At 34.1% G+C, this 26,319-nt stretch carries 27 protein-coding genes; 11 read left to right on the top strand and 16 right to left on the bottom strand.

Annotation, left to right across the window (positions count from 1 at the left end; genetic code table 11):
- Window positions 1–78 precede the first annotated feature (78 nt).
- The 11 genes from D1818_RS23470 to D1818_RS23420 all read left to right on the top strand — a co-directional run bounded on the left by D1818_RS23470 (window position 79) and on the right by D1818_RS23420 (window position 8,472).
- Window positions 79–1,218, top strand: coding sequence for an ABC transporter substrate-binding protein (locus D1818_RS23470; protein ID WP_118462455.1), 1,140 nt, complete (start codon window positions 79–81; stop codon window positions 1,216–1,218).
- Complete coding sequence (locus tag D1818_RS23465; RefSeq protein WP_118462453.1) at window positions 1,219–2,250, top strand: iron ABC transporter permease; 1,032 nt, start codon at window positions 1,219–1,221, stop codon at window positions 2,248–2,250.
- 28 nt (window positions 2,251–2,278) lie between these two features.
- Window positions 2,279–3,088 carry an ABC transporter ATP-binding protein gene (locus tag D1818_RS23460; protein ID WP_118462451.1) on the top strand — a complete coding sequence of 270 codons (810 nt, stop codon included), beginning with the start codon at window positions 2,279–2,281 and terminating at the stop codon, window positions 3,086–3,088.
- Window positions 3,089–3,100: 12 nt separating this feature from the next.
- A complete protein-coding gene (locus tag D1818_RS23455) occupies window positions 3,101–3,565 on the top strand; it encodes a DUF5063 domain-containing protein (RefSeq protein WP_118462449.1) in 465 nt (154 codons plus the stop codon).
- A gap of 167 nt (window positions 3,566–3,732) precedes the next feature.
- The gene (gene rmuC / locus D1818_RS23450; protein ID WP_118462447.1) at window positions 3,733–5,130 is read left to right on the top strand and encodes a DNA recombination protein RmuC; all 1,398 of its coding nucleotides are present in this window, start codon (window positions 3,733–3,735) and stop codon (window positions 5,128–5,130) included.
- An 11-nt stretch (window positions 5,131–5,141) separates the two neighbouring features.
- Window positions 5,142–5,522, top strand: a complete 381-nt coding sequence (locus D1818_RS23445) for a hypothetical protein (protein WP_118462445.1) — start codon at window positions 5,142–5,144, stop codon at window positions 5,520–5,522.
- Between the two features lie 24 nt (window positions 5,523–5,546).
- Window positions 5,547–5,894 carry a hypothetical protein gene (locus D1818_RS23440; protein WP_118462443.1) on the top strand — a complete coding sequence of 116 codons (348 nt, stop codon included), beginning with the start codon at window positions 5,547–5,549 and terminating at the stop codon, window positions 5,892–5,894.
- 4 nt (window positions 5,895–5,898) lie between these two features.
- On the top strand, window positions 5,899–7,059 hold the full coding sequence (locus tag D1818_RS23435) for a serine hydrolase (RefSeq protein WP_118462441.1): 1,161 nt from the start codon (window positions 5,899–5,901) through the stop codon (window positions 7,057–7,059).
- Window positions 7,060–7,078: 19 nt separating this feature from the next.
- On the top strand, window positions 7,079–7,444 hold the full coding sequence (locus D1818_RS23430; RefSeq protein WP_118462439.1) for a 6-phosphogluconate dehydrogenase: 366 nt from the start codon (window positions 7,079–7,081) through the stop codon (window positions 7,442–7,444).
- 12 nt (window positions 7,445–7,456) lie between these two features.
- Window positions 7,457–7,999, top strand: coding sequence for an acyl-CoA thioesterase (locus D1818_RS23425; RefSeq protein WP_118462437.1), 543 nt, complete (start codon window positions 7,457–7,459; stop codon window positions 7,997–7,999).
- Window positions 8,000–8,088: 89 nt separating this feature from the next.
- Window positions 8,089–8,472: a hypothetical protein gene (locus tag D1818_RS23420; protein WP_118462435.1), complete on the top strand. Its 384-nt coding sequence runs from the start codon at window positions 8,089–8,091 to the stop codon at window positions 8,470–8,472.
- Between the two features lie 6 nt (window positions 8,473–8,478).
- On the opposite strand, the gene ilvA is transcribed toward D1818_RS23420, so the two are convergent.
- The 16 genes from ilvA to D1818_RS23335 form a co-directional block, all read right to left on the bottom strand.
- Window positions 8,479–9,744 (bottom strand): threonine ammonia-lyase, encoded by a 1,266-nt coding sequence (gene ilvA / locus D1818_RS23415; protein ID WP_118462433.1) that lies wholly within the window; start codon window positions 9,742–9,744, stop codon window positions 8,479–8,481.
- 8 nt (window positions 9,745–9,752) lie between these two features.
- The gene (locus D1818_RS23410) at window positions 9,753–10,331 is read right to left on the bottom strand and encodes an O-methyltransferase (RefSeq protein WP_118462431.1); all 579 of its coding nucleotides are present in this window, start codon (window positions 10,329–10,331) and stop codon (window positions 9,753–9,755) included.
- 144 nt (window positions 10,332–10,475) lie between these two features.
- The gene (ilvC, locus tag D1818_RS23405; protein ID WP_118462429.1) at window positions 10,476–11,951 is read right to left on the bottom strand and encodes a ketol-acid reductoisomerase; all 1,476 of its coding nucleotides are present in this window, start codon (window positions 11,949–11,951) and stop codon (window positions 10,476–10,478) included.
- 194 nt (window positions 11,952–12,145) lie between these two features.
- Window positions 12,146–12,679 (bottom strand): acetolactate synthase small subunit, encoded by a 534-nt coding sequence (gene ilvN / locus D1818_RS23400; protein ID WP_118462427.1) that lies wholly within the window; start codon window positions 12,677–12,679, stop codon window positions 12,146–12,148.
- Window positions 12,680–12,730: 51 nt separating this feature from the next.
- Window positions 12,731–14,464 carry a biosynthetic-type acetolactate synthase large subunit gene (gene ilvB / locus D1818_RS23395; RefSeq protein ID WP_118462425.1) on the bottom strand — a complete coding sequence of 578 codons (1,734 nt, stop codon included), beginning with the start codon at window positions 14,462–14,464 and terminating at the stop codon, window positions 12,731–12,733.
- Between the two features lie 110 nt (window positions 14,465–14,574).
- Window positions 14,575–16,251: a dihydroxy-acid dehydratase gene (gene ilvD, locus D1818_RS23390; protein ID WP_118462423.1), complete on the bottom strand. Its 1,677-nt coding sequence runs from the start codon at window positions 16,249–16,251 to the stop codon at window positions 14,575–14,577.
- Between the two features lie 580 nt (window positions 16,252–16,831).
- Window positions 16,832–17,488 (bottom strand): response regulator transcription factor, encoded by a 657-nt coding sequence (locus tag D1818_RS23385; protein ID WP_118462421.1) that lies wholly within the window; start codon window positions 17,486–17,488, stop codon window positions 16,832–16,834.
- A gap of 16 nt (window positions 17,489–17,504) precedes the next feature.
- A complete protein-coding gene (locus D1818_RS23380; RefSeq protein ID WP_118462418.1) occupies window positions 17,505–18,293 on the bottom strand; it encodes a sensor histidine kinase in 789 nt (262 codons plus the stop codon).
- Between the two features lie 667 nt (window positions 18,294–18,960).
- Window positions 18,961–19,362, bottom strand: coding sequence for a hypothetical protein (locus D1818_RS23370; protein ID WP_118462414.1), 402 nt, complete (start codon window positions 19,360–19,362; stop codon window positions 18,961–18,963).
- 375 nt (window positions 19,363–19,737) lie between these two features.
- Window positions 19,738–20,601 carry a biotin-dependent carboxyltransferase family protein gene (locus D1818_RS23365; protein WP_118462412.1) on the bottom strand — a complete coding sequence of 288 codons (864 nt, stop codon included), beginning with the start codon at window positions 20,599–20,601 and terminating at the stop codon, window positions 19,738–19,740.
- Window positions 20,598–21,332: a 5-oxoprolinase subunit PxpB gene (pxpB, locus tag D1818_RS23360; RefSeq protein WP_118462410.1), complete on the bottom strand. Its 735-nt coding sequence runs from the start codon at window positions 21,330–21,332 to the stop codon at window positions 20,598–20,600. Before pxpB ends, D1818_RS23365 begins: the two co-directional genes overlap by 4 nt.
- Window positions 21,329–22,045, bottom strand: coding sequence for a 5-oxoprolinase subunit PxpA (gene pxpA / locus D1818_RS23355; RefSeq protein WP_205487260.1), 717 nt, complete (start codon window positions 22,043–22,045; stop codon window positions 21,329–21,331). The genes pxpB and pxpA overlap by 4 nt, the downstream gene beginning before the upstream one ends.
- A gap of 42 nt (window positions 22,046–22,087) precedes the next feature.
- Window positions 22,088–23,308, bottom strand: coding sequence for an Nramp family divalent metal transporter (locus tag D1818_RS23350; protein WP_118462406.1), 1,221 nt, complete (start codon window positions 23,306–23,308; stop codon window positions 22,088–22,090).
- A 57-nt stretch (window positions 23,309–23,365) separates the two neighbouring features.
- Complete coding sequence (locus D1818_RS23345) at window positions 23,366–24,499, bottom strand: DUF2891 domain-containing protein (protein WP_118462404.1); 1,134 nt, start codon at window positions 24,497–24,499, stop codon at window positions 23,366–23,368.
- A gap of 167 nt (window positions 24,500–24,666) precedes the next feature.
- On the bottom strand, window positions 24,667–25,311 hold the full coding sequence (locus D1818_RS23340) for a hypothetical protein (RefSeq protein ID WP_118462402.1): 645 nt from the start codon (window positions 25,309–25,311) through the stop codon (window positions 24,667–24,669).
- A 176-nt stretch (window positions 25,312–25,487) separates the two neighbouring features.
- On the bottom strand, window positions 25,488–26,306 hold the full coding sequence (locus tag D1818_RS23335) for a peptidoglycan-binding protein (protein WP_118462400.1): 819 nt from the start codon (window positions 26,304–26,306) through the stop codon (window positions 25,488–25,490).
- Between the last annotated feature and the right edge of the window lie 13 nt (window positions 26,307–26,319).

The raw sequence follows: 26,319 nt of genomic DNA, 5'->3' as shown, positions 1-26,319 counted from the left end.
TTTAAAAACACAAATTAACGGTAAATCATAGTAGGTTTTCAAAAAAATATCGAAGTTTGACAAATATTCAAAAATCATATGAAGAATTATATAATTCTATTATTACTAGTTGCTTCTATTCTATCCTGTAAACAAGAGAAGAAAGTAGTTATTCCTATAAGTGTTGAGAAACTTGAAGATCAAAAGATTGACTACGCTACTGGTTTTACTATTCAAAATCATAAAACTTATAAAGAAATTAGCATTACATCCCCTTGGCCTGATGCTAAAAGTACTTTCACATATATTTTACATCCTAAAGGATCAGAAAAACCAACTATAAACGGTAAGGCTTCTTTTATAGAAGTCCCGGTAGATAAAACTGTGGTTACTTCTACCACTGATATACCTATGTTAGAGTATCTGGGATTAGAAAACAAACTCATCGGTTTTCCTCATTGTGATTATATTTCTTCAGAAAAAACCAGAACTTTGGTTGATAATGGAACCATTATAGAATTAGGAAATAATGGTCATTTAAACACAGAACTTACGCTAGAACTAGCGCCAGAGCTAATTATTGGATATTCTGCTACAGGAGATATAAAAACATATGATCTTCTTGAAAAAACAGGAATTCCGGTAGTTATGAATGGTTCTTGGATGGAGCAGCATCCATTAGGGCGTGCCGAGTGGATAAAATTTGTTGGTGCTTTTTATAATAAAGAACAACAAGCGGATAGTATTTTTAAAAAAATTGAGAAAGACTATAACGATGCTGCTACCTTAGCTAACAATGCTACAACAACCCCTACTGTTTTATCAGGTAATATGTTTAAAGATGTTTGGCATGTACCCGGAGGAGATAGTTATGTTGCTAAATTTTTAAAAGATGCCAACACAAATTATTTATGGGCAGAAACTAAAAAAACAGGAAGTATTGGATTAAATTTTGAAAGTGTATTAGAAAAAGCTCAAAATGCCCAATTTTGGATTGGTTCAGGGTCTTCTACGTCACTAGAGGAACTAAAAGGAAAGAACAATCGATATACCTTTTTTGAAGCATTTAAAAATAAAACCGTATATTCTTCAACATTAAAAACTGGTGCAAAGGGTGGGTTGATGTACTATGAATTAGGTCCCATGCGTCCGGATTTGATTCTTAAAGATATCATCCAAATTGCACATCCCGAACTATTAACAGATTACGAACCTTATTTTTTCGAAAAACTAAACTAGTTGACCCCAAACAAATCATATAAAAGTGTATTTATCGTCATTATCATAGTATTGTTACTATGTTTTGTTACGAACATTAGTTTAGGATCTGTACTTATTCCTTGGCTTGATACCATAAAAAGTTTAGTTGGAGCCACTGTCGAAAAAGAATCCTGGAGACATATTATTATAGATTATCGATTACCTAAAGCAATCACAGCAATCATCGTAGGAAGTGGTTTAGGGGTATCGGGACTATTAATGCAAACATTATTCAGAAACCCATTAGCGGGGCCTTTTGTTTTAGGAATTAGTTCTGGAGCAAGTCTTGGTGTTGCTTTACTAATTCTAGGAAGCGCTTTAATCGGTGGTTCTACAGCATTGTTTTTAGTATCCAATTGGGGTCTAGTTATTGCCGCCAGTATGGGCAGTGTTTTAGTCCTTTTTATGGTAATGTTGGTTTCTTCTCGAGTACGAGACACTATGGCAATCCTAATTATTGGTTTAATGTTCGGTAGTATCACTGCCGCTATAGTAAGTGTACTCTCCTACTTTGCTCCTGCAGAACAATTACAACGTTATGTTTTTTGGGGATTTGGAAGTTTAGGAAATTTATCCTGGACCGATTTATTGATATTTTCTGTGATCGCAATAATCGGAATGATACTAGCGATATTTGCTATAAAACCTTTAAATACATTATTGTTAGGAGAAAATTATGCGCGTAGCTTAGGGTTGAATATCAAAAAAAGTCGTTTACTGATTATACTTGCTACCGGTTTGTTAGCAGGAAGTATTACTGCTTTTGCGGGTCCAATTGCTTTTATAGGATTAGCTGTACCTCATTTAACAAGACAATTATTTCACACATCGGATCATAAAACATTAATTCCGGCAGTTATATTATTCGGAAGTATTATCATGTTAGTTTGTGATACCATTTCCCAATTACCTGGCACAGAATATACCTTACCTATTAATGCTATTACTTCATTGATTGGTGCTCCAGTAGTGATTTGGTTATTAGTAAGAAAGCGAAAAATGTTGTTTTAGAAAATAACACTAAGTACTAAACAGAATTATGGAAATAGAGCCATTAGATACTGAAAATCAAAATGTCGTTCTTAGAACTGAAGATCTCTCGATCGGTTATCGCCATAAAAACAATTTAGAGGTTGTTGCGGCGGATATCAATCTGAAATTATATGAAGGAGAACTGGTAGGATTGGTCGGTGCTAATGGAATTGGAAAATCTACCTTGCTCCGTACGTTATCCAAAGTACAACCGGCACTTCGTGGAGATATATTTTTATCTGATAAAGAAATCAAAACTTATAAAACTTCTGAATTAGCTTCTCAATTAAGTATTGTTCTTACGGAGCAAATTGCTTCAAAAAACCTAACAGTACAAGAACTTGTTGCTCTAGGAAGACAACCTTATACCAATTGGGTTGGGAAATTGCTAGAAGAGGACATAGAAAAAGTCCGTAAAGCTATAGAAGTTACACATATCACTGAATTAGTAGATAGACGATGTTTTGAGTTAAGTGATGGACAGTTACAAAAAGTTCTCATCGCTCGTGCGATTGCTCAGGACACACCTTTTATTATGCTAGATGAGCCAACCACACATCTAGATGTCTATCATAAGGCATACATTCTAAAACTCTTAAAACGTTTAGCTTTCGAAACACAAAAAACTATTTTATTCTCTACACACGAAATTGACTTTGCGATACAGTTATGTGATAAAATGATTGTGATGAATACCGAAGGTTTTGAGTTTGGTCGTCCTAAAGAATTGATACAATGTCGGGCTTTTTCTTCTTTGTTCCCAGAAGACCTGATTTTGTTCGATCCAGAAACCGGAAGTTACAAAGTGAGGCATTAAACAAAATTTATAATGAATACATTATTAGGAATCATAGAGCCTATTATCCAATGGGGAGCCACTCCAAAACTCCCTATTAAAAACAAAGAACTTGTTTTAAAAAAATCATTGATATCATTATATCAGGAATACCTAGCTTTAGAAGGAAATGTTCCAATTGATGAAGAAGAATATCCTGAAGCTCCCGAATTTAATTTCGAAAAAATATCAAATACCATTCGTTCTAATTTTCCGAAATTAGGATTTTACCAAACGGTATTAGATCCTTTTGATATGATAAAACCAGATAATGGACTCGGTGATGCGAATGATGATTTATCTGATATCATTAAAGATTTAATGGAAGTACAATGGCGATTCCAAAACACTAGCGAAGTTGATGCTATTTGGTATTTTGAATTTATCATGCGTAACCACTCCGAAAGGCATTTAGTAAATATTCTGAAAACGCTAAAAGATCTGGAGGAACAATTATAATTTAATTATTTAGAAGTGCTTCTCATCGAGTAATACTGAGTAAATTTTTATCTTTGAAGCAATAACCCTTGAGGTGGATTTCTAAGCAATTAAAGGAAGTTAATTTTTAACCTCGAGGAAAATCTCTAAAAACTAAAATCTCGATAATCGAGTAAACAAAAAATTACATGTCAGAATACATATTGCTTCTTGTGGCGGTGGCTGCAATCATCATCGGTTTTTTTATTGGCAAATACGTAGCTTCGCTGAAAAACAAAAGTGATCAGAGTGCATTAAACGAACGAGCCAATCAACTACAACTACAGTTTGATGAAGCTAAAAAAGCAGCGGATCAGCAATTGGAATTTACCAAACAACAACAAGAAGCCTATAAACAATCCTTAGAAAAACAACTTTCTGACATTTCTAAAGAAAGAGAAGAAATCCGAAGAGAAAAAGATTTCCTCAATACAGAATTGACTCGTCGTAATGCAGAGTTTGAAAACCTACAACTCAAAAACCAGGAACAAAAAGACGAAGTAGAAAAATTACAGGAAAAGTTCACTAAAGAATTCGAAAATCTGGCAAATAAAATTCTGGATGAGAAATCTAATAAATTCACTGAACAGAATAAAGAAAATATAAAAAACATCCTCAATCCGCTTCAGGAAAAGATCAATATGTTTGAGAAAAAAGTAGAACAAACTCATAAAGAAAGTATCGATTATCACGCGGCTTTGCGTCAGCAAATTTTAGGGTTAAAAGATCTTAATGAACAAATGAGCAAGGAGGCTACTAATCTTACAAAAGCTTTAAAAGGTGATAGTAAGATGCAAGGAAACTGGGGAGAATTGGTCTTAGAACGCGTCTTAGAAAAATCCGGACTGGAGAAGGACCGAGAATATTTTGTCCAGCAAAGCTTTACTACTGCCGATGGTCAACGTGTATTACCGGATGTTGTAATTCACTTACCCGATAGTAAGAAAATGGTGATCGATTCTAAAGTAACACTAACAGCTTATGAACGTTATGTAAATGAAGATGATGAAGATCTTAGAACAACATATCTAAAAGAACATATCACTTCTTTAAAACGTCATATAGATCAACTTTCTGAGAAAAATTATCAGGATTTATACGATATAGAATCTCCTGATTTTGTATTGCTTTTTGTACCGATAGAACCAGCATTTGCTATTGCTATTAATGAAGACAGTAAATTATACAATCAAGCTTTTGAGAAAAACATAGTCATTGTAACTCCTGCTACACTTTTGGCCACCTTGAGAACCATCGATACGATGTGGAACAATGAAAAACAACAACGAAACGCTATCGAAATTGCCAGACAAGCAGGAGCGTTATATGATAAATTCGAAGGGTTGGTAAAGGACCTAACGGGAGTTGGTAAAAAGATTGATGACGCTAAAAAGGATTATTCTTCTGCCATGAACAAACTAGTAGATGGACGAGGAAATCTAATTACGAGTGTAGAAAAACTTAAAAAGATGGGAGCCAAAGCTAAAAAATCCCTTCCTGAAGCCATTATAAAACGAGCTTCAGAAGATAATACAAATAACATATAATCTAAATACTTATGGAATCAGATGTCGCTCCAGTTATAATTCAATTATTGACAGGACTATTTTATGCAATACCGACAATAATATTTATTGTGATCAGTATTTATTATTTAATGAAAATAGGTTCCAAAACAGATGGAGTTTTGATACTGATCGGAAATATTATTCTTTTTCTATCCATTGTTGTTAACCAGATATTATTTATTCAACTTTCTGTTTACCAAAGTTGGGATGGTTATTACTATTCTTATATATCTACAGCTCTTTCCATCTTATCATTTATTGGTTCCATATTATTTGTGATAGGAGTATTTCTTTTGATGAAGAAGGTCATAAAAACAAAATCATTAACGGGAACAATTATAGACAGTGTTACAGAAGATACCACATCATAAATCAATAGAACAAACTACAGATCCATGGAACAAGCATATCCTGATTTTTTAGAAATCATAAAATATCTCATCATTGGAGTTTTTAGTTCAATTACTCAAATTTTTATTTTTGTAGTTAGTATATATTTCTATCGAAAAATGGGTTCTAGTATAGAAAGAATCCTATTATTGATAGGTAGTTTATTAATGACACTATGCACTATTCTATCTAGTTCTTCAATAGCATTTTATGTATTTTTAGGAGCAGAGCAGTATGCGACTATATTATACATATTGCAAATAGGTTCATTTTTAGGCACCCTATTATTTGCTATAGGTTTTCTGATTACTGTAAGAAAAGTAGTTAAAAATAAAATGATCACTCAAAACTGATGAAATGAAAAACCAATTTTTAAAGACTTGCATATTACTATTCCTTTTTGGAATTGCTTTTCATTTTGCAAATGCCCAACAAACCTATTTTCCCGAACGTGGAAACTGGGACGAAAAAAGCCCTTCGGAATTTAAGATAAATACTACTAAACTTAACGAAGCTGTCCAGTATGCTAAAGGCAATGAATATTCAGGATCTAAAGATTTGCGCCTAGCCATACTAAAAGGTTTTGCAAGAGAGCCTTATCATAAAATATTAGGCCCCACTAAAAAAAGAGGTGCTCCTGCCGGTTTGATTCTAAAAGATGGATATATCATTGCCAAATGGGGAGATGTAGATCGTGTAGATATGACTTTTAGTGTTACTAAAAGTTATTTATCAACTGTTGCTGGATTAGCCATTGACGAAAAATTGATCAATTCTGTAGATGATTTTGCCTATAATTATGTCTGGGATCACACCTATGATGGTGCTCACAATAAAAAAATAAACTGGCGTCACTTGTTAACACAATCTTCGGATTGGTCAGGACAATTATGGGGAGGATATGATTGGGCTGATCGTCCGCCAAAAGAAGGAGGCATCAACGATTGGAAATTCAGGAAATTAAATGAACCAGGAACCGTTTTCGAATACAATGATGTTCGGGTAAACGTATTGGCATATTCGTTGCTAAATGTTTGGAGGAAGCCCTTACCAAAAGTTCTTAAAGAAAAAATTATGGATCCCATCGGAGCGTCAACGACATGGCGATGGTACGGTTATGATAATTCCTGGGGCACTATTGATGGCACTAAAATGCAATCAGTAAGTGGTGGTGGACATTCTGGAGGAGGATTATTTATAAACACCAAAGATCAAGCACGTTTTGGGTTATTGTTTATGAATAATGGAACATGGAAAAATCAGGAGTTGATTTCTAAAAACTGGATAACGGAAGCTACCAAATCTTCTAAAGCTAATGCTAATTATGGATTTATGTGGTGGTTAAACCAAAAAGGGACTCGCCATTGGCAAGGTTTACCAGAACATCTATTCTATGCTGCAGGTTTTGGTGGTAACTTTATTGTAATTGATCAAAAACAAAATCTGGTTATTGTAACTAGATGGTTAGAACCCAGCCAAATTGACGAATTTGTAACCAAAGTATATGAAGCTTTCTAAAAACATCAACTAAGTACGTATGAAAAAAATATTAGCCCTAATAATTTTAGCCATTACTATCCTTTTTGGTATTTGGTATGCCACCGTATATTTTGCTACTTATAGTGAAGGTGTACGAAGTGGAGAACTCATTAAGTTTAGTAATAAAGGTTTGATGTTTAAAACCTGGGAAGGTGAAATCAGTCAAGGAATATCAGGAGCTCAGATATTTAGTTTTTCTGTTGAAGGTAAAAATGAAGAAGTCATCAAAAAACTGGAAGAATTCCAAGGGAGATATGTGAAATTGAAATACAAAGAACGTTTTGCAACGATTACTTGGTTAGGAGATTCTAAGTATTTTGTCACTGATGTAGAAGAAGAAGAATCACCACATTTTAGAAAATAATAAATATAGCTCATGAAAAAATATAAAACCGCCAGACAATCCAGAGTTGTCATTTCAGAATTAATGCTTCCTTCTCATTCTAATTTTAGCGGAAAAATACATGGGGGTTATATCCTTTCTTTAATGGATCAAATTGCATTTGCCTGCGCATCTAAACATTCTGAAACCTATTGTGTCACCGCCAGTGTAGATAAAGTAGATTTTCTAAAACCAATAGAAGTTGGTGAACTGGTGACTATGAAAGCTTCTATAAACAACGTAGGTACTACTTCTATGGTAGTTGGAGTGCGTGTAGAATCAGAAAATATTATGACTGGCAAAGTTAAGCATTGTAATTCTAGTTATTTTAGCATGGTTGCGAAAGACTCTGAAGGAAAAAGTGTTCCTGTTCCAGGTTTAGTTTTAGAAAATGAAACAGCCGTACGTCGTTTTGTAAGAAGTATCAATCGTAAAGAAGATGTTAAAGCCAGAAGAGATCGTTTTAAAGCATCAGAATTTAAACTTGAAGATCATCTGGAACTATTAAAGGAATACAATGTTCAGCTTGCACTATAATTTATCAATAATCTTTTCGTTATAGTTGTGAAATAAGCAGCTTACTCATTCCAATGAATATTTGCTATATTAAAAAAAACAAAAGAACTATGAAATCCCCAACAACACTGCTATTGTTATCGTTATTTACAATTGTTTTATTAAGCTGCGGTGGCAGTGATGATAGTCCAACAGAACCTGAAGTAATTGTAGATCCAGACCCGATTCCAGGACAAACCTCTACCTATACTGCTCATGTAAAAACCATAATAGACTCTAATTGTATCGAGTGTCACGGAGATCCTCTAGATCAAGGTGCCATTATGATGTTATTGACATATGATCAAGTTGTAGATGCAGTAAATAACCGAGGATTGTTTAATAGAATCGCTACAACAAACGCTTTTAACGTGATGCCTGAATCAGGAAGAATGCCGCAAGCTACTATAGATATTGTAGAAGATTGGATTGCTGATGGACTTCTGGAACAATAAAACTCATCAAACCAAAAACTGAAAAAGATCCGGTTTATCATTAAGATAATCCCCAAAGAAGTTATGCTTTTTCATACGAGAAATAAGTGGTTGTAGATCATTTTTATCTTTAAGCTCTATACCAACGACGGCAGGGCCATTTTCTCTGCTTGATTTTTTAGAATATTCAAAATGTGTAATATCGTCATTAGGGCCTAAAATTTCTCCAACAAACTGTTTCAGCGCTCCTGCTCTTTGTGGAAAACGAACAATGAAATAATGTTTTAGGTCTGCAAATAGCAATGCTCGTTCTTTAATTTCGGCAGTACGAGTGATATCGTTATTACTTCCACTAACAATGCAAACCACATTTTTACCTTTTATTTTATCCTTGTAAGCTGCTAAAGCTGCCAGCGTTAAAGCTCCGGCCGGTTCTACCACAATAGCATCTCTATTATATAAGTCTAAAATAGTTTGACACACCAACCCTTCTGGCACTGTGATCATATCGGACAAGTGAGATTTACAAATATCAAAATTTAAATCTCCTACTTTTTGCACTGCTGCTCCATCAATAAACTTATCGATATCGAAAATCTCTGTATTCTTATTTCGCTGAATCGAAGTCAGCATAGAAGGCGCTCCTTTTGGTTCTACACCAATAATTTTAGTTTTAGGAGATAATGCTTTCATTGCTCCACATAATCCCGAAGCGAGGCCTCCTCCTCCAATTGCTACAAAAATGTAATCAATCGGATCATCAGTTTGCTTAAAAATCTCCAATCCTATCGTTCCTTGCCCTTCGATAGTTTTAGGATCATCAAACGGATGAACAAAGGTTTTTCCTTCTTTAATACATAATTCTTTTGCAGCTTTGGACGCATCATCAAAGGTATCCCCTTCTAGAACAATTTTCACATATTCTCCACCAAACATTTGGGTCTGTTCTACCTTTTGTTTTGGTGTTACAGATGGCATATAAATAGTACCTTGTATTTCTAAATGATGACAAGCAAAAGCGACACCTTGGGCATGATTTCCTGCACTAGCACATACAACACCCTTAGCAAATTGCTTTTTAGTTAGAGAACTAATCTTATTAAAAGCCCCTCTAATTTTATAAGACCTAACTCGTTGTAGATCTTCTCTTTTTAATAGTACATTAGCACCGTACATTCTGGAATAACGAATACTATTCATTAAGGGAGTAACCATAGAAACCTCCTTTATAGTAGAGGCAGCCTTTTGTATATCTTCTAATTCCGGAAAATATGTAGTTACTTCTGTATTCATTTTTCTTATTACTTTTTTACTGCGATAACTAATCCAGTAGACCAATTCATTTTAGTCAAAAAAATATCTTCTCTTCCTTCTAAATATCCTATTAATTGATCTACATTTTTCTGGTGTCCATCTGGCCAATTTTCCTGAGCACTCATATCATCAACCACATAAAAACCACCAATTTTGATCAATTCCAGCGCTTCATCTATCTCACTATATTTACCCGGCCACGCATCAGCAAAAACCAAATCAAATTTGTTTCCTTTGTATGTTCGCAACCATTTTGTTCCATCTTCACAAACAATGGATACTCTATGATCGTTACCAAAAAAATCCTGAGCAATACTTATTAAAGTCGGATCATTATCTATTGTTATCAGTTTTGATTCTGAATCCATTCCATCAATCATCCAAGACAATGACAAACCAATTCCAGTTCCTAATTCTAATATATTAGATTTAGGTTTTGAAGATATTAATGTTTTCAACAAAGATCCAACATAAAGATCGGATGGCATGGTAAAACCGATCTCTCTAGACTTTTCTTCTATTAAATTATAAATGGCGGGCTTATAAGCCACAACAAGATCATTCATTTCATATGACTTTTAAAAACAATCACCACAAATAGTATACAAAAAAAGTGATCAACAATTTCTCTAGTCTGAGTCCATCAAAGATTACACAATACACATCTCAAAAAAACTTCGACAGACCCAGCTAGACAAATAAATTATAAATTACACTATTGGCTTCATGGCCGTCATAGAAGCTCTTAATCTTGCCCCTACTATTTCTATAGGATGATTTCTTAATGCTGCATTTACTTCAATTAACTTTGCATTATCTACTCCATTACTTTTACCTACATCATAAGATTTACCGATCACATCTGTATCAATCTTTTTCATAAAATCACCTAATAAAGGTTTACACGCATGATCAAACAAATAACATCCATACTCTGCAGTATCCGAAATTACTCTGTTCATTTCGAATAACTTCTTACGTGCAATCGTATTAGCTATGAGTGGAGTTTCATGTAAGGATTCATAATAAGCAGATTCTTCGATAATACCGGATGAAGTCATTGCTTCAAAAGCAAGTTCTACTCCTGCTCTTACCATAGCAACCATTAATACTCCATTATCATAAAATTCCTGTTCAGAAATTTCTACGTTACCAGCTGGTGTTTTTTCAAATGCTGTTTCACCGGTTGCGGCTCTCCAGGACAACAAGTTTTTATCATCGTTTGCCCAATCTTCCATCATCGTTTTAGAAAAATGACCACCGATAATATCATCCATATGCTTTTGGAACAATGGACGCATAATATCTTTTAACTCTTCAGAAAGCTCGAATGCTTTTATTTTCGAAGGATTTGATAATCTATCCATCATATTTGTAATACCTCCATATTTCAATCCTTCTGTAATGGTTTCCCATCCATATTGAATTAATTTAGAAGCGTATCCTGCATCGATTCCCTTTTCTACCATCTTATCAAAACAAAGAATAGAACCTGTCTGTAAAAGCCCACAAAGAATTGTTTGCTCACCCATAAGATCAGATTTCACTTCTGCAACAAAAGAAGACTCTAATACTCCTGCTCTATCACCACCAGTTCCTACTGCATATGCCTTTGCCTGAGCTAATCCGTGACCTTGAGGATCATTCTCTGGATGTACTGCTATAAGCGTTGGTACTCCAAACCCTCTTTTGTACTCTTCTCTAACCTCAGAACCAGGACATTTTGGTGCTACCATAATTACAGTAAGATCCTCTCTAACCTGCATTCCTTCTTCTACAATATTAAATCCATGCGAATACGATAATGTTGCTCCTTTTTTCATTAAAGGCATCACCGTGTTTACTACCTGAGTATGTTGCTTATCCGGTGTAAGGTTGATCACTACATCTGCATTAGGGACTAATTCTTCATAAGTTCCCACAGCAAAACCATTATCAGTAGCATTCTTATAAGATTGTCTTTGTTCTTTGATCGCAGCTTCACGAAGTGTATATGAAATATCCAATCCAGAATCTCTCATATTCAATCCTTGATTCAGTCCTTGTGCTCCGCAACCTACTATGACAATTTTTTTCCCTTTAAGTGCTTCAACTCCGTCCGTAAACTCAGAGGAGTCCATAAATCTACATTTTCCTAATTGTGTTAATTGATCTCTTAATGATAGCGTATTAAAATAATTTGCCATTTCCTTCTTAATTTGTGGTTACTTCCGTTTACACGGAAATCTATTTAATTTTGATTTTAGTTGTTTATTTTTCTTTTGGTGTATTCCGCCTGAGGCGGATCGGGCTATTCACTATATCTTTTCTACTGGTTCTCGATACATCCGCCTTGGGCGGACACTCGAACTGACGTAGAAAAAGATGCCGTTACTATCCCTTACACAGTCTCTACTCCAAAACTTTCTATTATTTTTGATATATGCATTTTTTCTTTTGTAACAGCAATTCTTCCTGAGCGTACAAATTGCATTAACCCATAAGGTTCTAATTTATCATACAACTCTTCCACCTCTTTACGTCTTCCTGTTTTTTCCAAAACAAAAAACTCTGGGGTTACCGTGACAATGTTTGAATTACTTTCTTTTATAACATTTTGTATTTGCCTTTCTTCAAACAGAAGTTTTGATGCTACTTTAAACAAAGCAGTTTCCTGATAAATCGTTTCATCATCTTTATGATAAAACGCTTTAATAACCTCGATTTGCTTTTCTATCTGACCTACCAATTTCTTAACCTGTTCTTCGGTTATTTTTACTACAATTGTAAATCGAAAAACATCTTTAATTTCTGAAACAGATGCTGTCATACTATCTAAATTAATATGACGTTTCAGGAAGATTGCTGATATTCTATTCAACAATCCTATATTATTTTCAGTATATACTGATATGGTATAACATTCTCTCTCCATTTTTATATCATTTTATAGATTCTAGCCTACACTAGAATGGCAACCTTCTTATTACTCTAATCTTATATCCGAAACCGATGCCCCTGTAGGTATCATCGGAAACACGTTATTTTCTTTTTCTACACATACTTCTAAAAAATATGGTTCTTTTGAAGCTATCATTTCTGCAATAGCACCTGGCAAGTCTTCTCTTTTTGTTACTTTTTTGGCTTCTATATGATATCCCTTTGCAATCATTACAAAATCTGGATTCACCATTTCTGTAGATGCATATCGCTTATCAAAAAACAATTGTTGCCATTGACGTACCATTCCTAGGAAATCATTATTAAGAACTACAATCTTTACAGGAACTCTAGTCTGAAAAATAGTTCCCAATTCTTGTATGGTCATTTGATATCCACCATCGCCAATAATAGCTACAACTTCTCTCTCTGGGGCTCCCATTTTCGCTCCAATCGCAGCAGGTAATGCAAATCCCATGGTTCCTAAACCACCAGAAGTAACGTTACTTTTAGATTTTATAAACTCAGCATACCTACAGGCTATCATTTGGTGTTGTCCAACATCAGAAACAATAACAGCATCTCCTTTTGTTTCCTCATTAATACCTCTAAGCACCTCTCCCATAGAAAGACCTTCTTTAGAAGGATATAACTCCTCTTTGATCACCTTATCATATTCTATAGTGTCAAAATCTTTAAACTCTTGTAACCAAGCGTTGTGATTACTAGACTCAACCATCGGAAGTATTTCTGCGAGTGTATTTTTTACATCACCCATAACTGCTACATCCGCCTTCACATTTTTATTTACTTCTGCAGGGTCAATTTCAAAATGAATTACTTTAGCCTGTTTTGCGTACGTTTCTAAATTACCCGTTACACGATCATCGAAACGCATTCCTATCGCTAAGAGGAGGTCGCATTCATTCGTAAGTTTATTAGGCCCATAATTACCGTGCATCCCCACCATACCCACATTAAGTGGATGTGCAGTTGGTAATGCTGATAACCCTAAAATTGTCCAAGCAGATGGAATTTTAGTTTTCTCAATAAAGTTTTTTAATTCTTCCTCTGCTTCGCCAAGAATAACTCCTTGACCAAAAACAATCATTGGTTTTTTTGCATTGTTAATCAAACTAGCAGCTTGCTCTAATGTTTTAGGATCAGTTTCAGGAACTGGTTTATAGCTTCTTACTCCCTTACATTTTACATATTTAAAATCAAGCTCACCAAACTGAGCGTCTTTTGTTATATCGATTAAAACCGGACCAGGACGACCAGAACGCGCAATATAAAATGCTTTGGCTAACACAGTAGGAATATCTTCTGCTTTGGTTACCTGATGATTCCATTTAGTGATTGGTGTAGAAATTCCAATAATATCTGTTTCTTGAAAAGCATCAGATCCTAATAAATGAGAACCTACTTGCCCTGTAATACATACCATAGGGGTAGAATCGATCTGAGCATCCGCTATTCCTGTAACGAAATTCGTCGCTCCTGGTCCAGATGTTGCAATTGCTACACCGACTTTACCACTTGTTCTGGCATATCCTTGCGCAGCATGTGTCGCTCCTTGTTCATGTCTAGTAAGTACATGCTGTAATTTATCCTGAAACTTATAAAGCTCATCATAAACGGGCATGATCGCTCCACCGGGATATCCATAAATAAGATCCACACCTTCTGCTAACAGACAATGTATTACAGCTTCTGCTCCAGTCATAATACCGGTAGTTTCTTTTGCTTCCTTTTCTATTGTTTGCGTTTGTGTTTCCATTACGCTATATTTTTTTATATTCCAGTTATTTACTGGAATGTTCTTAGATTCCTGTTTTCACCAGAATGACGAATTATTGACTTCAAATACTTTATATACCGAAGTTCTTACTAAAATTCATCTGTCACGCATCCTTGTGATGCTGATGAAACTGTATTTGCATATTTATATAAAACTCCTTTACTGAATTTCAATGGTGGTTGAACCCAAGAAGCTTTTCTTCTTTTAATTTCTTCTTCCTCTATCGCAACTGTAATAGAATTTGTTTCGGCATCAATGGTAATGATATCTCCATCTTCTACCAATCCTATCAAACCTCCTTCTTGCGCTTCTGGAGTGATATGTCCTACCACAAACCCGTGAGTTCCTCCAGAGAATCTACCGTCTGTAATTAGTGCAACCTCTTTACCAAGGCCCGCTCCCATGATTGCCGCTGTTGGTTTTAACATTTCTGGCATTCCGGGACCTCCTTTAGGACCTTCGTACCTAATGACGACAACATTCCCTTTTTCTACTTTACCATCTCTAATTCCATCATTAGCATCATATTCGCTATTAAAAACTATTGCTTTTCCTTGAAAACGAAGTCCTTCTTTTCCTGTTATTTTTGCTACACAACCATCTTCTGCTAGGTTCCCAAACATGATTCTGAGATGTCCCGTAGGCTTAATCGGATTTTCTAAAGATTTTATTACGTCTTGTCCTTCAGAAAGATCCGGCACATCCAATAAATTTTCTGCAAGTGTATTTCCAGTAACTGTCAGACAATCTCCGTGCAATAATCCTTTTTTTAGTAAATATTTAAGCACAGCTGGAATTCCACCTACTTCGTGTACATCTTCCATCAAGTATTTCCCACTAGGCTTTAGATCGGCTAAAAATGGTGTTTCATCACTTATTCTCTGAAAGTCTGCTAAGGTGAATTCTACATCCGCAGCTCTGGCAATTGCCAAAAAGTGTAACACGGCATTGGTAGAGCCTCCTAATATAGTAACCAATCGTATGGCATTCTCTAGAGACTTTTTAGTAACTATATCTAAAGGCTTAATATCTTTTTCTAAAAGTGTTCGCATTGCGCGTCCTGCCGCGATACTCTCTTCTTCTTTATTGTTACTAATTGCGGGATTAGATGAGTTATACGGCAAAGACATTCCTAAAGCCTCTATAGCAGAGGCCATTGTGTTTGCTGTATACATACCACCGCAAGCACCCGCTCCAGGACATGCTTTTTCGATTACATTTTTATACTCGTTTTGTGTGATGGTTCCAGCTACTTTTTCTCCCCAGGCTTCAAAAGCTGAAACTACATCCAGTTTCTTTCCTGCATGCAATCCAGAAGCAATCGTACCTCCATACACTAAAATCGACGGTCGATTTAATCTGATCATTGCCATTAAAGCACCTGGCATATTTTTATCACAGCCTACTACTGTTACCATTCCATCATAAGACATGGCTTGGACAACAGTTTCCATAGAATCTGCTATTACATCTCTAGATGGTAATGAGAAACGCATTCCTGGTGTTCCCATAGAAATACCATCGCTAACACCAATCGTATTAAATATCAATCCTACTACATCCGCTTCTTTCGTTCCTTGCTTTACTAGCTTTGCTAAATCATTAAGATGCATATTACAGGGATTCCCTTCATAACCTGTACTGGCGATACCAACTAATGGTTTTTTAAAGTCCTCATCAGTTAAACCTATCGCATGAAGCATTGCTTGTGCTGCTGGTTGCGTATCGTCTTGTGTAACTTGCTTACTATATTTATTAATGCTCATTCTTTCTGAATGTGAATTTTTTATTAATTTCTTAAAATTTTAACCGTTTTTTTGATAAATCCATGATCAATCAAACAAACTACAGTATAAAACTATTTCGTAATGACTAAACTGTTGATTTTTATTCAATAAGCTTACAACATCCAACCACTACCAAACACATCTTATTTGCTGATTTACAATTACTTACACTTGTTTCATTTACAATCACTATTTGTTAATTTTTGTTACACATTATTTTTTTGACATAAAAAAACTCCCTTCAAATTAGAAGGGAGCTTAGTATATAAATTATATCAATATCCCTCAGCGTAGTGAAATAATCACGACAATACTAATGACATTGATACTATTATTTTTTATTGCTTTCATTATAAACTTAACATATGGGTTAAAAAAAAATCCCTTTACTTACGCAAAGGGATTTTAATATATTATATATCAACAACACCCTTTATCAAGACGAAATAATCACCTCGATACTAATGACATTATTAATATTTATGTTTTTACTTTTCATATATTTTGTAAATATAGCTAATAATTTTTCTTGAAAACAAATTCTGTTTTTAAAAGGTTTTTAATCTAACTTGAATAAATTATTTTTCATACAATATATAACAAGTCCAACTCTGGTTTTTACCTGTAATTTTTTAAAAACAGATTCTCTATAGTTTTCTATAGTCTTGGGACTTAAATGCATCTCACCAGCAATGCTTTTATATGTAAGTTCTGAACAAGCAAATTTCAGAAATGTCCATTCTCTATCTGTTAATTTGTCAGAAAGACTTTGGATAATATCTGCGTCGGGCTTTTCAGAAAATTTTAGCGCAGTCTCTATCTTACTAGAATAGTAAAATCCTTGCTCAATAACCATTTTCATAGCGAACTCAAAATTCTCGGGATGAATATCCTTTAGCAAATATCCTCTAGCTCCAGCTCTAAGCATTTTTATAATGGTCTCTTCATCATCTTCCATGGTCAACGCCAACACCTTCTGTTCCGGTTGGTTTTCTTTTAACCATTGCATGGTCTGGATACCATCCATAACCGGCATTTTTACATCTAGTAAAACTAGCTCGGGTTTTTTTCTTTTATGTAAATAGTATTGTGTAAGCTCTTTCCCGTTCTTAAGGATTGCCAATACCTCATAGCCTTCTAGATTTGTGATAAGACTTTCTAAAGATTGCGCAAAGAGAAGATGATCATCTACAATAACAACAGTTTTTTTCTTCATTTTGATTTAAATTTCATTATATCTTATCCTCATATTTAAATGGATACCGCAAGGTAAGCAATACTCCTTTACCTGGTTCGGATACACAATCTAAATTTGCATTAATCAAAGCTGCTCTACTTTTCATATTTAACAAACCAGAATTAGCCTGTACAGATTCCATATCATACCCTATACCATCATCCTGAACGACGATTGTAAGATCATCTGGTGTATATTTTAATTTCACCAATAAGTGAGATGCTTCTGCATGTTTAATCGTATTGGAGAAAAACTCCTGAATAATACGATAAATAATAATCTCATCTTTAGGATTAATGACCAATTCTTCTCCAGTTACTATAAACTCAGGTGTTAGAAAATTGAGTTTTTTAAAACGATCTAATTCTACTTGTATGGATTTCTCCAACCCTATATTCTGGATTACCTCGTGATTGAGGGTTTTAGATAGGTTTCTTATTTCCTGTAAACTATCACCTACCAATCCTCTTATATCTTGTACAGATTCTTTGATTTTTGGTTCTAGATTGGTGCTTAAAATATTGATTTGCATAACTGCAGTAGATAATAATTGACCAATATTATCGTGCAACTCCCAACTTACATTTTTTAGTGTTTGCTCTTGGATTTCTAGTTTGGAGTTTTGTAATTCTTCGTCAAAACGTTGCTGAGCTTTGAATCGTTCTAAAAGCAATTTATTCTTTCGTCGCTGAAAAGCTACAAAAAATATTATCGCAAAAGTGACCAAAAAAAGAATCACAACAATAAAATAAACTATTAATAAGATTTGTTCTTTTTGAAGCATACTAAAAACCCTATGGTAAAACAAGTATACATAAAAATAATAGAGGTATAAAGAATTGTTTTGTGAATTTGAACAAATTCTGGACTTATATCATCGTGAAAATATCTAAAATAGATAAAAAGAGGAGTTATACAAAGGTGAAAAATAGAAGCACCAACACCTACATAAAAAACAAAATCCTTATTGAATTCTAATATTTTTTCACTTTTTAACATTTCAAAAAAATAAAAGAAAACACTTATTAAAATTAGAAAGGTTCCAAAAACCATTACATAAGAAGATTGTCTAACAAAAAACACATCTGTAATTATCAAATTTACAATAGAAGACAACAAGAATACAAGCAAAAGAATATTTAAGATATTTTTCAGATACCTTGACTTCAAATAATACTTAAAATAGCAGACATAAAACAGAATACTTATAATTGTATATATATTATAAAACCAAGCATTCTTAGCCAACAAAGTATTATTTAAAAAATCTAGACTTTCATTATTTTTAATTAAAGTAGGAAGTTCTCCGAGTAATTCAACAAAAAAACTGAAGCATAAAAAATACACAAAGTACCGTGTTGCATTATCCACACGGTACTTATATATATATATAATTCCCACTAAAGCTGCTAAAAATTCAGCCGCTGTAAAACTAAACTCTAAAATTTTCATTAATAATCATTTGGCGGATGCCCGCTATTACCGTGATTAAAAGCGGGAATATCATAATTATTTTCTACAATACCTCCATCTTTTCCTGATGCTCCTGGTCGTGAACCAGTAGCCGAGAAAAATAAAGTGGAATATCCTCGTCCCATTTTACATTTAGACTTTGGATACGCACCTAAGTAAACCCTAATACCTGGATCCTGAATCCCTTGTTCTTCTGATTCCTGTTTTACATATGCTAGATACTCTTCTAACTCAGCTACAGACCAGTGAAACTCACGAGCATCTTCGAATCCAAGTTTTTTATGAAGTCGTTTCCCTCGTTTCTTACACCAATTATTATGAAGTTCTCTTGCTTCCTCTACCTTAATACACTTCTGAGGTTTTTGTACTTTTTTTGCCATAACTTTAAATATTTTTTGGGTTAACAATTGCTAATATATCCAAAAATCCGAGTTTTACACAAATGCCCCAACCCTTTTACTTAATCTATTTACGGTAAAACCCCACACTTAAACAATTTAAAATCAAATATTTAACACTATAATATAGATTTGCAAAAAAACACACTTAGGGGGTTTTCCCCCTAGGCACAAAGGGTGGATTTACCCCCTACTTACAAATCAATTATCACCTTTTTAACTAATAAAAACAACTATTACAAATAAATAACAAACTCATTCGCTTCTTAAAAACAACACAGATTTAGCAGAAAAACATGTAACTTATTTCTCATAATATCTAAAAAAAATATTACGAGAAAAAACATTAACAAACCATTATTCTAAAGTCTTTTTTAACTTAAACTTTATTTGCTCACCCATCCTTTTTTGAGCTATATGATTAATAGCATCTTTTGTTAATTGCAAAATTCTAGGATACCCTCCAGTAGTTTGGCAGTCTCTCATCAAAATGATCAATTTACCTGATGGAGTCAACTGAACAGTTCCTGGTAAAACCGGAGAAGTTAACATTGATTCAAAATCATTTTCTAAAGATTCATCCAAAGGAATTCCCATCCGATTTCTATCCTTGGAAATCGTTAAATTCATATGTAATAAATCACCCTTTTGACTTTCCGATAAAAGATCAAATTCTGGACCTTTAAAAGCATGGATTATACTACATTCATTCCAAAAAACCGGTACATGAATGGAAGAATTCGATGCTGAAAAATCGATACAATTATTATAAAAAATAGTGTCATTTTTACGAAGTACGGATGAAGCTGTTACCATATTATATTGAGATCTACTACCTAAACACAATTCTGATTGAAATCCATATCTAATTCCTACAAATCCATATACACCATTTATAACACTTTTAAGTTTTAAAACGTCGCCCTTCCTGACCTGTAATTGACAGTTCATTCTATGTTCAACATCATTCAAAAACGGAATACAAACTGCTCCAGTAACAGCAATAATTGTATCACCTTCAAATTCCAAAACCGGAGGAATCATGGTCCATTCTATAACCGCACAATTTTCATCATTATTTAAAACTGCGTTGGCCAAAGAAAATGACTGAAAATCCATAGCACCACTTTTAGGAACTCCATATTTAGAATACCCAAAACGTCCTCGATCTTGAATCGTAGTATACAAACCTGAAGAAATAATTTTAACTGATGAAATCATAAAATCTTGCTTTCAGGTATACTATTACTAGTATTCACCAATAAACCTATATCGTTATATTGTTCTTCTGTAATCGATATAAACTGAATCTTATCTCCCGGAGAGGCAAAACAACAATTATCAGCATTTATATCAAAAAATCTCACTGGTGTTTTACCTATTACGTGCCAACCACCAGGACTATCACAAGGATAAATCCCTGTTTGATTTCCACCAATAGCAACAGACCCATGTTCCAATTTTTGACTTGGTGTAGATTTTCTAGGCGCAAATAACTTCTCATCCAATCCACCCAAGTATAAAAACCCAGGTAAAAAACCTATAAAATAAACAGTATATAACGGAGTAGTGTGTAACGAAATCACCTCATCAATTTCCATAGATTTATTCACAGCAAAAGAAGAGAGCTCTGGAGCGAGAGAATTTGAGTAACATACTGGCACTTTCCACAAACGTTTTTTTGACGCCTGATTCTCAAACTCATCAGAAAACAAAGATTTAAGTGTTAAAACTTCATCATAGACATTCTCTATAGTAGACGCATAATAAATTAAAAGCGAGTTATATGATAAGATTACTTCAATAATTAGTTTACCATAAAATTTTTCGATTGATTTTTTATAAAAAAGAAGGTTTTCCAGCAAAGTTTCGTCAATTTTTGACGGCCCTTGAATCAAAATTGCATGCTCACTGTAGCGTTTGTATTGAAATTTGGTATTAGATTTTTTCATTTCAACACAAAATTTCGTTTCAAAAACTCCTTATATAGATACTCTAAAATCTCAACCGATTTTGGATTATCTCCATGTACACAAATCGTGTCAAAATAAATTGACACCTCCTCACCTTTTATCGTTTTCACTTTTCCGTCAGAAACCATTCTAAACACATGATCAAAAACTTTTTTCGGCTCCGTAAGCACTGCTTTTTTTTCAGAACGCGAAACCAAGGTTAAATCTTCATTGTAATTTCGATCAGCAAAAACCTCATGCTTCACTTCAATATTTCCTTTGCAAATATAAGAAATTAATGAATCTTTAGGGGTTATAATAATTAAACTTTTATCGATATTTTTAACAGAATCAACAATTGAATTTGCTACCTCTTCATTTTTCACAGCTTCGTTATACAATGCACCATGAGGTTTCACATGATGTAACTGTCCTCCCATTTTTTCTGTATAATATTTCACTTTTTGAATTTGATCTATCAAAGTTGCTACAAGTTCATCGTATGAAATATCCATCACCATTCTTCCGAAATTTTCTCTATCGGGATATGATGGATGCGCTCCAATTTTCACTTGATACTCCAGTGCTAAATCAATTGTTTTTTGAATCACTTGATCATTGCCTGCATGAACTCCGCATGCAATATTGCACCATGATATATACGGCATGATCCGCTCATCAAAACCAGCCTCTTCTCCAACATCAGAATTCAATAATATTTTTTTAAACATTCCTACTCTTAATAAAGATTTTTCTCACAAACTTATTATAACTTTCCAAACACCTCTAAACCCCAAAAAACAAGTAATAAATACAATCAAAAAACCGAGTATGTTTTGTTTTATAGAATTAGTAAAATTCCCCAAAATATTTTTCTGATTCATTACCCATAAAAGAAAGATTGCTATGATCGGTAAAAGAAGTCCATTTGCCACTTGTGCAAATCGGATAATTACTATAGATTTAATTCCTAAAGAAGAAAACAAAACACCTAGAAAAAGGATAAACATCCATACACTTCTAAAGGATTTACTTTTCAATCCATCTTGCCATCCCATACATCCTTTTACCACATACGCTGCAGCCAAAGGTGAAGTAATTGCCGAAGTAATTCCGGCTGCAAATAACCCCAATGACAATACATATTTTGCCATAGACCCAAAAACTGGCTCTAGCCCTTTTGCCAAATCAGCAGCATTATTTACTTCTGTTTGCTGGATAGCTGCTCCTGCTATGATGATTGCCATTGAGACCAATCCTCCTAACACTATTGCTACAATAGTATCTTTTCTGGCAGCAGGGAGATCTTCTTTAGTCTTCCATTTTTCACTCACTATCGATGCATGAAGAAACAAATTATATGGTACAACTGTTGTTCCTATCAATCCCACAATAGTAAGTATTTTATCCGCTGAAAGGTCAGGTACAAAACCTTTGAATAACAAAGAGAGGTCTGGTTTTGTGACAATAGCAGTTATAATAAACGCAATACTCATAAATAATACGAGTACTACTAGACTACGTTCTAATACTTTATAATTACCAATATACAATAGTATAAAGGCTATTATCCCAATAGTGATACTCATATAATTAATCGAGAAAGCTCCTATCTTTATGATTGGTGATCCTAAAATAGTAGACAACCCTAATACACCTCCGCTAATATTGCCCGCTTCATATGCCGCATTCCCTATAAAAATGGCTGAAAGAATAACTCCAATCAGTATCCATCTTACTATTTTGTTATCGAATTGTGATTTTACTACTTCACTCAAACCTTTTTGAGTAATTATTCCTAAACGTGCCGACATCTCTTGTAAAACGATACAAGCTAGTATCGATAACACTAACGCCCATAGTAAAGAATACCCAAATTGCACACCAGCCAAGGTACAGACAGTAACCGTTCCAGGACCAATAAACGCTGCAGTAACTAATGTTCCAGGACCGATGTTAGAAAACCACTTTTTCACATGTTTACTTTTAAATTATTATGTATGTAAAAACCTCTTCGGATCTGATTGATCTAATTATTGAGATCGATCTTCAAGTGCATAAATTGCAAAAGATCCCAGCCAATGTCCTCCCTCATAACTGTCCCCAACAAGATTAGGTAATGAATATTGTACGTGTTGATTTGCTAAAGCGATGAGATGTTCATATTCTGGATATTGACTTGCTAATCCATACAATACCCATGCTCTGCTAAAATTAAGACCATCCAGATGTACCAACTTTCCATCACTACGATCCGAAACCTCTCCTAGCTCAATCTTAAAATCATGCCTTTTGAGTTGTAGCATAAAATCACTAATCCAAGTGTTAAAAGATGCTTTATCTAATACTTTACGCATTAAATCCACTTCTTCTAAACAAGGTGATAAGAAATCATACCCACTAGGTTCCCACCCTATTGGGCAATTCGCATCCTTACTATAAAAATCTTTTGCTCTAGAGGCAATGATGTTTTTAAGCTTTTCATCTTTAAGAGTGTTTGCATAATCCAATGCAAAGGACAGCCCAAATGCAGTATTGGTATGCTCACCTACTCGAATCGGATACTTCAGTTTTGGCAAAAAATCTATATATCGCTGCACTATCAAATCCGTCAATGGTTGTAAGTTTTGTTCCAGATCTCTTGCTATTGGATCCTCCCAGGCATGAATTTCTTCCGCTAGTTTTAACAACCAAGCCCAACCATAGGTTCGTTCATAGGATGTACTATGTTTTCTATTAAAGTATGCTATTTCTGCTTCTATATTTTCTTTGGAGATACTTTGGGTAAGCTTTGTTTTTATCTCAGTGGCTTTTTCTAGTTCTGGAAAAGATTTTAGTAGCTTTACCAATGACCAATGTCCATGAACCGCAGAGTGCCAATCAAAACATCCATAAAACGCAGGATGCAGGGCTTTAGGTTCTCCCAAATCTTCTTTACTTCCTATAGTTTGTCCTAATTTATTTGGATACTCTGTATGGATACAAGCTAATGGTAATGCTGCCAAAGTATTCGCTTGGTTTTTTGTCAGTTTTAGAGGCTTTTCTATAACAACTTTAGGAGTATTCTCTTTGACTAAAGACGGTTCTGCTTTCTTACTAGCGTTCTTTTCTGAAGTATTACAGGCCACAATACCCATAAGAAATAACAAAACAGTTAATCGATTCATATATCAATATTTTTAAACTTTATTCATCCAGAAAGATGATTCCTTTTTAAAAATATTGATTTCCCGGTGTTAATCTATATGATTGTTAATAACATAGGTAAATAGTTTATAACCTCTTAAATTAGCATTATATGGTAACCATTTTACCTTCTTTGAGGTATTCTTTTTTAATTACCATGTGGAACCGTATCCGCTATTTTTTTAATAGCAGTTTTGTACATGTTCTCTAAACGTATTATTTGTTTTGGATCTACAGTAGGTTCTTTCTTTAAGGTTTCTATATTTTGTTTTACTTTTAATGCAGTCCGTCTTTTATTTATTTGATCAGGCAGTGTTTTTATCATATTTTGAGTAACCGCTGCTTTTTTTAATGTCTTTGCTGTTAGGTTCGTAGTATCTTCTGAAAGTATTTTATCTGAGTATGAAATTAACTTATCTTCATCTCCTAAAAGTAAATATGCTTTGCCTATTTTTTCTAAATCTTCGGGCTTTTCAACGCTATGATCATGCTCTTCGTAAGTCTTTAATTTTTGTTGTAGCTCTTTTTTAATGACTTCGTTATCTGGGCATTCTTGCAAAGCATTTGATAATACCATAAGCTGCGATAATTCTTGTTCTTTTTTATATTTAAAAATTCCTGCAACATCTGCTTCTTTGATCACTGAAAATCCCATCATTAAAAATGACAATACCAAAAACCAAATAATCTTAATAAATGGTTTATCTTTTTTAAATAGCAATACCATCATAATAATAGAAAACAAGAACAATACACTACCTAGCGCTAATAAAACAATTTCGGTGGTTTTCATATCTAACTAATTTAAATTCAATATCATTTTTACTCGATAATCGAGATTTAAATGCTCCAAGGCTTGCATCTAAAATTATTTTCAATCAAATGCATAATGGGCTTGCCATGAGGTAGTTTACTTTCTTTTCAGGGTCTATTTCCTTTTTACATTAATTATAGATAATTGAGTAATTATCACACCAAGGGTTCAATAGAAAATACATCTATTTTAGATCTTCTCAAACTTCTAGTTCTCTTCATAACCGCTACACCATTTCTAGATCCCTGATGATTTGTATTTCCTTCTACCGTTTCGATAACATCACCTTCTACAGCTATTATTACACCAGTATGCGTCCAATCTAGACGTGATTTCTGAATTAGGAAAATATCACCTTGTTTTAATAGAGAAGGATCTCTTCTTATTTTTTGATACCTGGATAGCAAGCCTTTTTCTAAACCTGTATTACCAACTGTATCACAACTGTAAGTAAGTGGCATTAATGCTTTAAAATTTTTATCAATAGCACTTGAAGCTTGATCAAGTATTGTTTGTGCAAATCCCATACACCAAAACCAAGGAGATCCATCATGACCATCCATATAACTCCGAACCCAAGGACCACTATTAGATTGTCCTTGTATTTCCAGTTCGAAAGGATGTTGTTTTAAGTGGTTTTCTGCAACTTCTATCATCAAAGATCTTAGATTATTACCAACCAATGGTTTTTCAAAAGCTTCTTTTAAGTTGGATGAAAGTTTATCGAAGAGCTCTTGATCAACAATACCTGTTTTTGTTAGGCTATTAAAACTCTGAAAATTTTTTACAGCCCTTTCTGTAGCAGGGCCAAAATCTCCGTCGATACCAGTTGCGGTTCCGCTATCTGGATTCCTCATAGAGAAAAGGGTGAGCCAGGATTGAATTTTCATGACATCTCTTTTGTTATTATCAGTTCCTTCCCTTTTTTGAGTAGCCTTGATTGCTAATTCTTTCTGATATGCTGTTTTTTTCATCATTGATCGCTTT

It is taken from the genome of Aquimarina sp. BL5 (genome assembly GCF_003443675.1).
Lineage (GTDB): Bacteria > Bacteroidota > Bacteroidia > Flavobacteriales > Flavobacteriaceae > Aquimarina.
Note: the sequence above shows the minus strand (reverse complement) of the source record. Positions and strands in the feature narration are given on the sequence as shown.

Excerpts from the sequence above, each read along its gene's own strand:
- D1818_RS23470 (WP_118462455.1), top strand. The coding sequence starts at position 79 with ATGAAGAATTATATAATTCTATTATTACTAGTTGCTTCTATTCTATCC.
- D1818_RS23460 (WP_118462451.1), top strand. The coding sequence starts at position 2,279 with ATGGAAATAGAGCCATTAGATACTGAAAATCAAAATGTCGTTCTTAGA.
- D1818_RS23455 (WP_118462449.1), top strand. The coding sequence starts at position 3,101 with ATGAATACATTATTAGGAATCATAGAGCCTATTATCCAATGGGGAGCC.
- rmuC (WP_118462447.1), top strand. The coding sequence starts at position 3,733 with ATGTCAGAATACATATTGCTTCTTGTGGCGGTGGCTGCAATCATCATC.
- D1818_RS23445 (WP_118462445.1), top strand. The coding sequence starts at position 5,142 with ATGGAATCAGATGTCGCTCCAGTTATAATTCAATTATTGACAGGACTA.
- D1818_RS23440 (WP_118462443.1), top strand. The coding sequence starts at position 5,547 with ATGGAACAAGCATATCCTGATTTTTTAGAAATCATAAAATATCTCATC.
- D1818_RS23435 (WP_118462441.1), top strand. The coding sequence starts at position 5,899 with ATGAAAAACCAATTTTTAAAGACTTGCATATTACTATTCCTTTTTGGA.
- D1818_RS23430 (WP_118462439.1), top strand. The coding sequence starts at position 7,079 with ATGAAAAAAATATTAGCCCTAATAATTTTAGCCATTACTATCCTTTTT.
- D1818_RS23425 (WP_118462437.1), top strand. The coding sequence starts at position 7,457 with ATGAAAAAATATAAAACCGCCAGACAATCCAGAGTTGTCATTTCAGAA.
- D1818_RS23420 (WP_118462435.1), top strand. The coding sequence starts at position 8,089 with ATGAAATCCCCAACAACACTGCTATTGTTATCGTTATTTACAATTGTT.
- ilvA (WP_118462433.1), bottom strand. The coding sequence starts at position 9,744 with ATGAATACAGAAGTAACTACATATTTTCCGGAATTAGAAGATATACAA.
- D1818_RS23410 (WP_118462431.1), bottom strand. The coding sequence starts at position 10,331 with ATGAATGATCTTGTTGTGGCTTATAAGCCCGCCATTTATAATTTAATA.
- ilvC (WP_118462429.1), bottom strand. The coding sequence starts at position 11,951 with ATGGCAAATTATTTTAATACGCTATCATTAAGAGATCAATTAACACAA.
- ilvN (WP_118462427.1), bottom strand. The coding sequence starts at position 12,679 with ATGGAGAGAGAATGTTATACCATATCAGTATATACTGAAAATAATATA.
- ilvB (WP_118462425.1), bottom strand. The coding sequence starts at position 14,464 with ATGGAAACACAAACGCAAACAATAGAAAAGGAAGCAAAAGAAACTACC.
- ilvD (WP_118462423.1), bottom strand. The coding sequence starts at position 16,251 with ATGAGCATTAATAAATATAGTAAGCAAGTTACACAAGACGATACGCAA.
- D1818_RS23385 (WP_118462421.1), bottom strand. The coding sequence starts at position 17,488 with ATGAAGAAAAAAACTGTTGTTATTGTAGATGATCATCTTCTCTTTGCG.
- D1818_RS23380 (WP_118462418.1), bottom strand. The coding sequence starts at position 18,293 with ATGCTTCAAAAAGAACAAATCTTATTAATAGTTTATTTTATTGTTGTG.
- D1818_RS23370 (WP_118462414.1), bottom strand. The coding sequence starts at position 19,362 with ATGGCAAAAAAAGTACAAAAACCTCAGAAGTGTATTAAGGTAGAGGAA.
- D1818_RS23365 (WP_118462412.1), bottom strand. The coding sequence starts at position 20,601 with ATGATTTCATCAGTTAAAATTATTTCTTCAGGTTTGTATACTACGATT.
- pxpB (WP_118462410.1), bottom strand. The coding sequence starts at position 21,332 with ATGAAAAAATCTAATACCAAATTTCAATACAAACGCTACAGTGAGCAT.
- D1818_RS23345 (WP_118462404.1), bottom strand. The coding sequence starts at position 24,499 with ATGAATCGATTAACTGTTTTGTTATTTCTTATGGGTATTGTGGCCTGT.
- D1818_RS23340 (WP_118462402.1), bottom strand. The coding sequence starts at position 25,311 with ATGAAAACCACCGAAATTGTTTTATTAGCGCTAGGTAGTGTATTGTTC.
- D1818_RS23335 (WP_118462400.1), bottom strand. The coding sequence starts at position 26,306 with ATGAAAAAAACAGCATATCAGAAAGAATTAGCAATCAAGGCTACTCAA.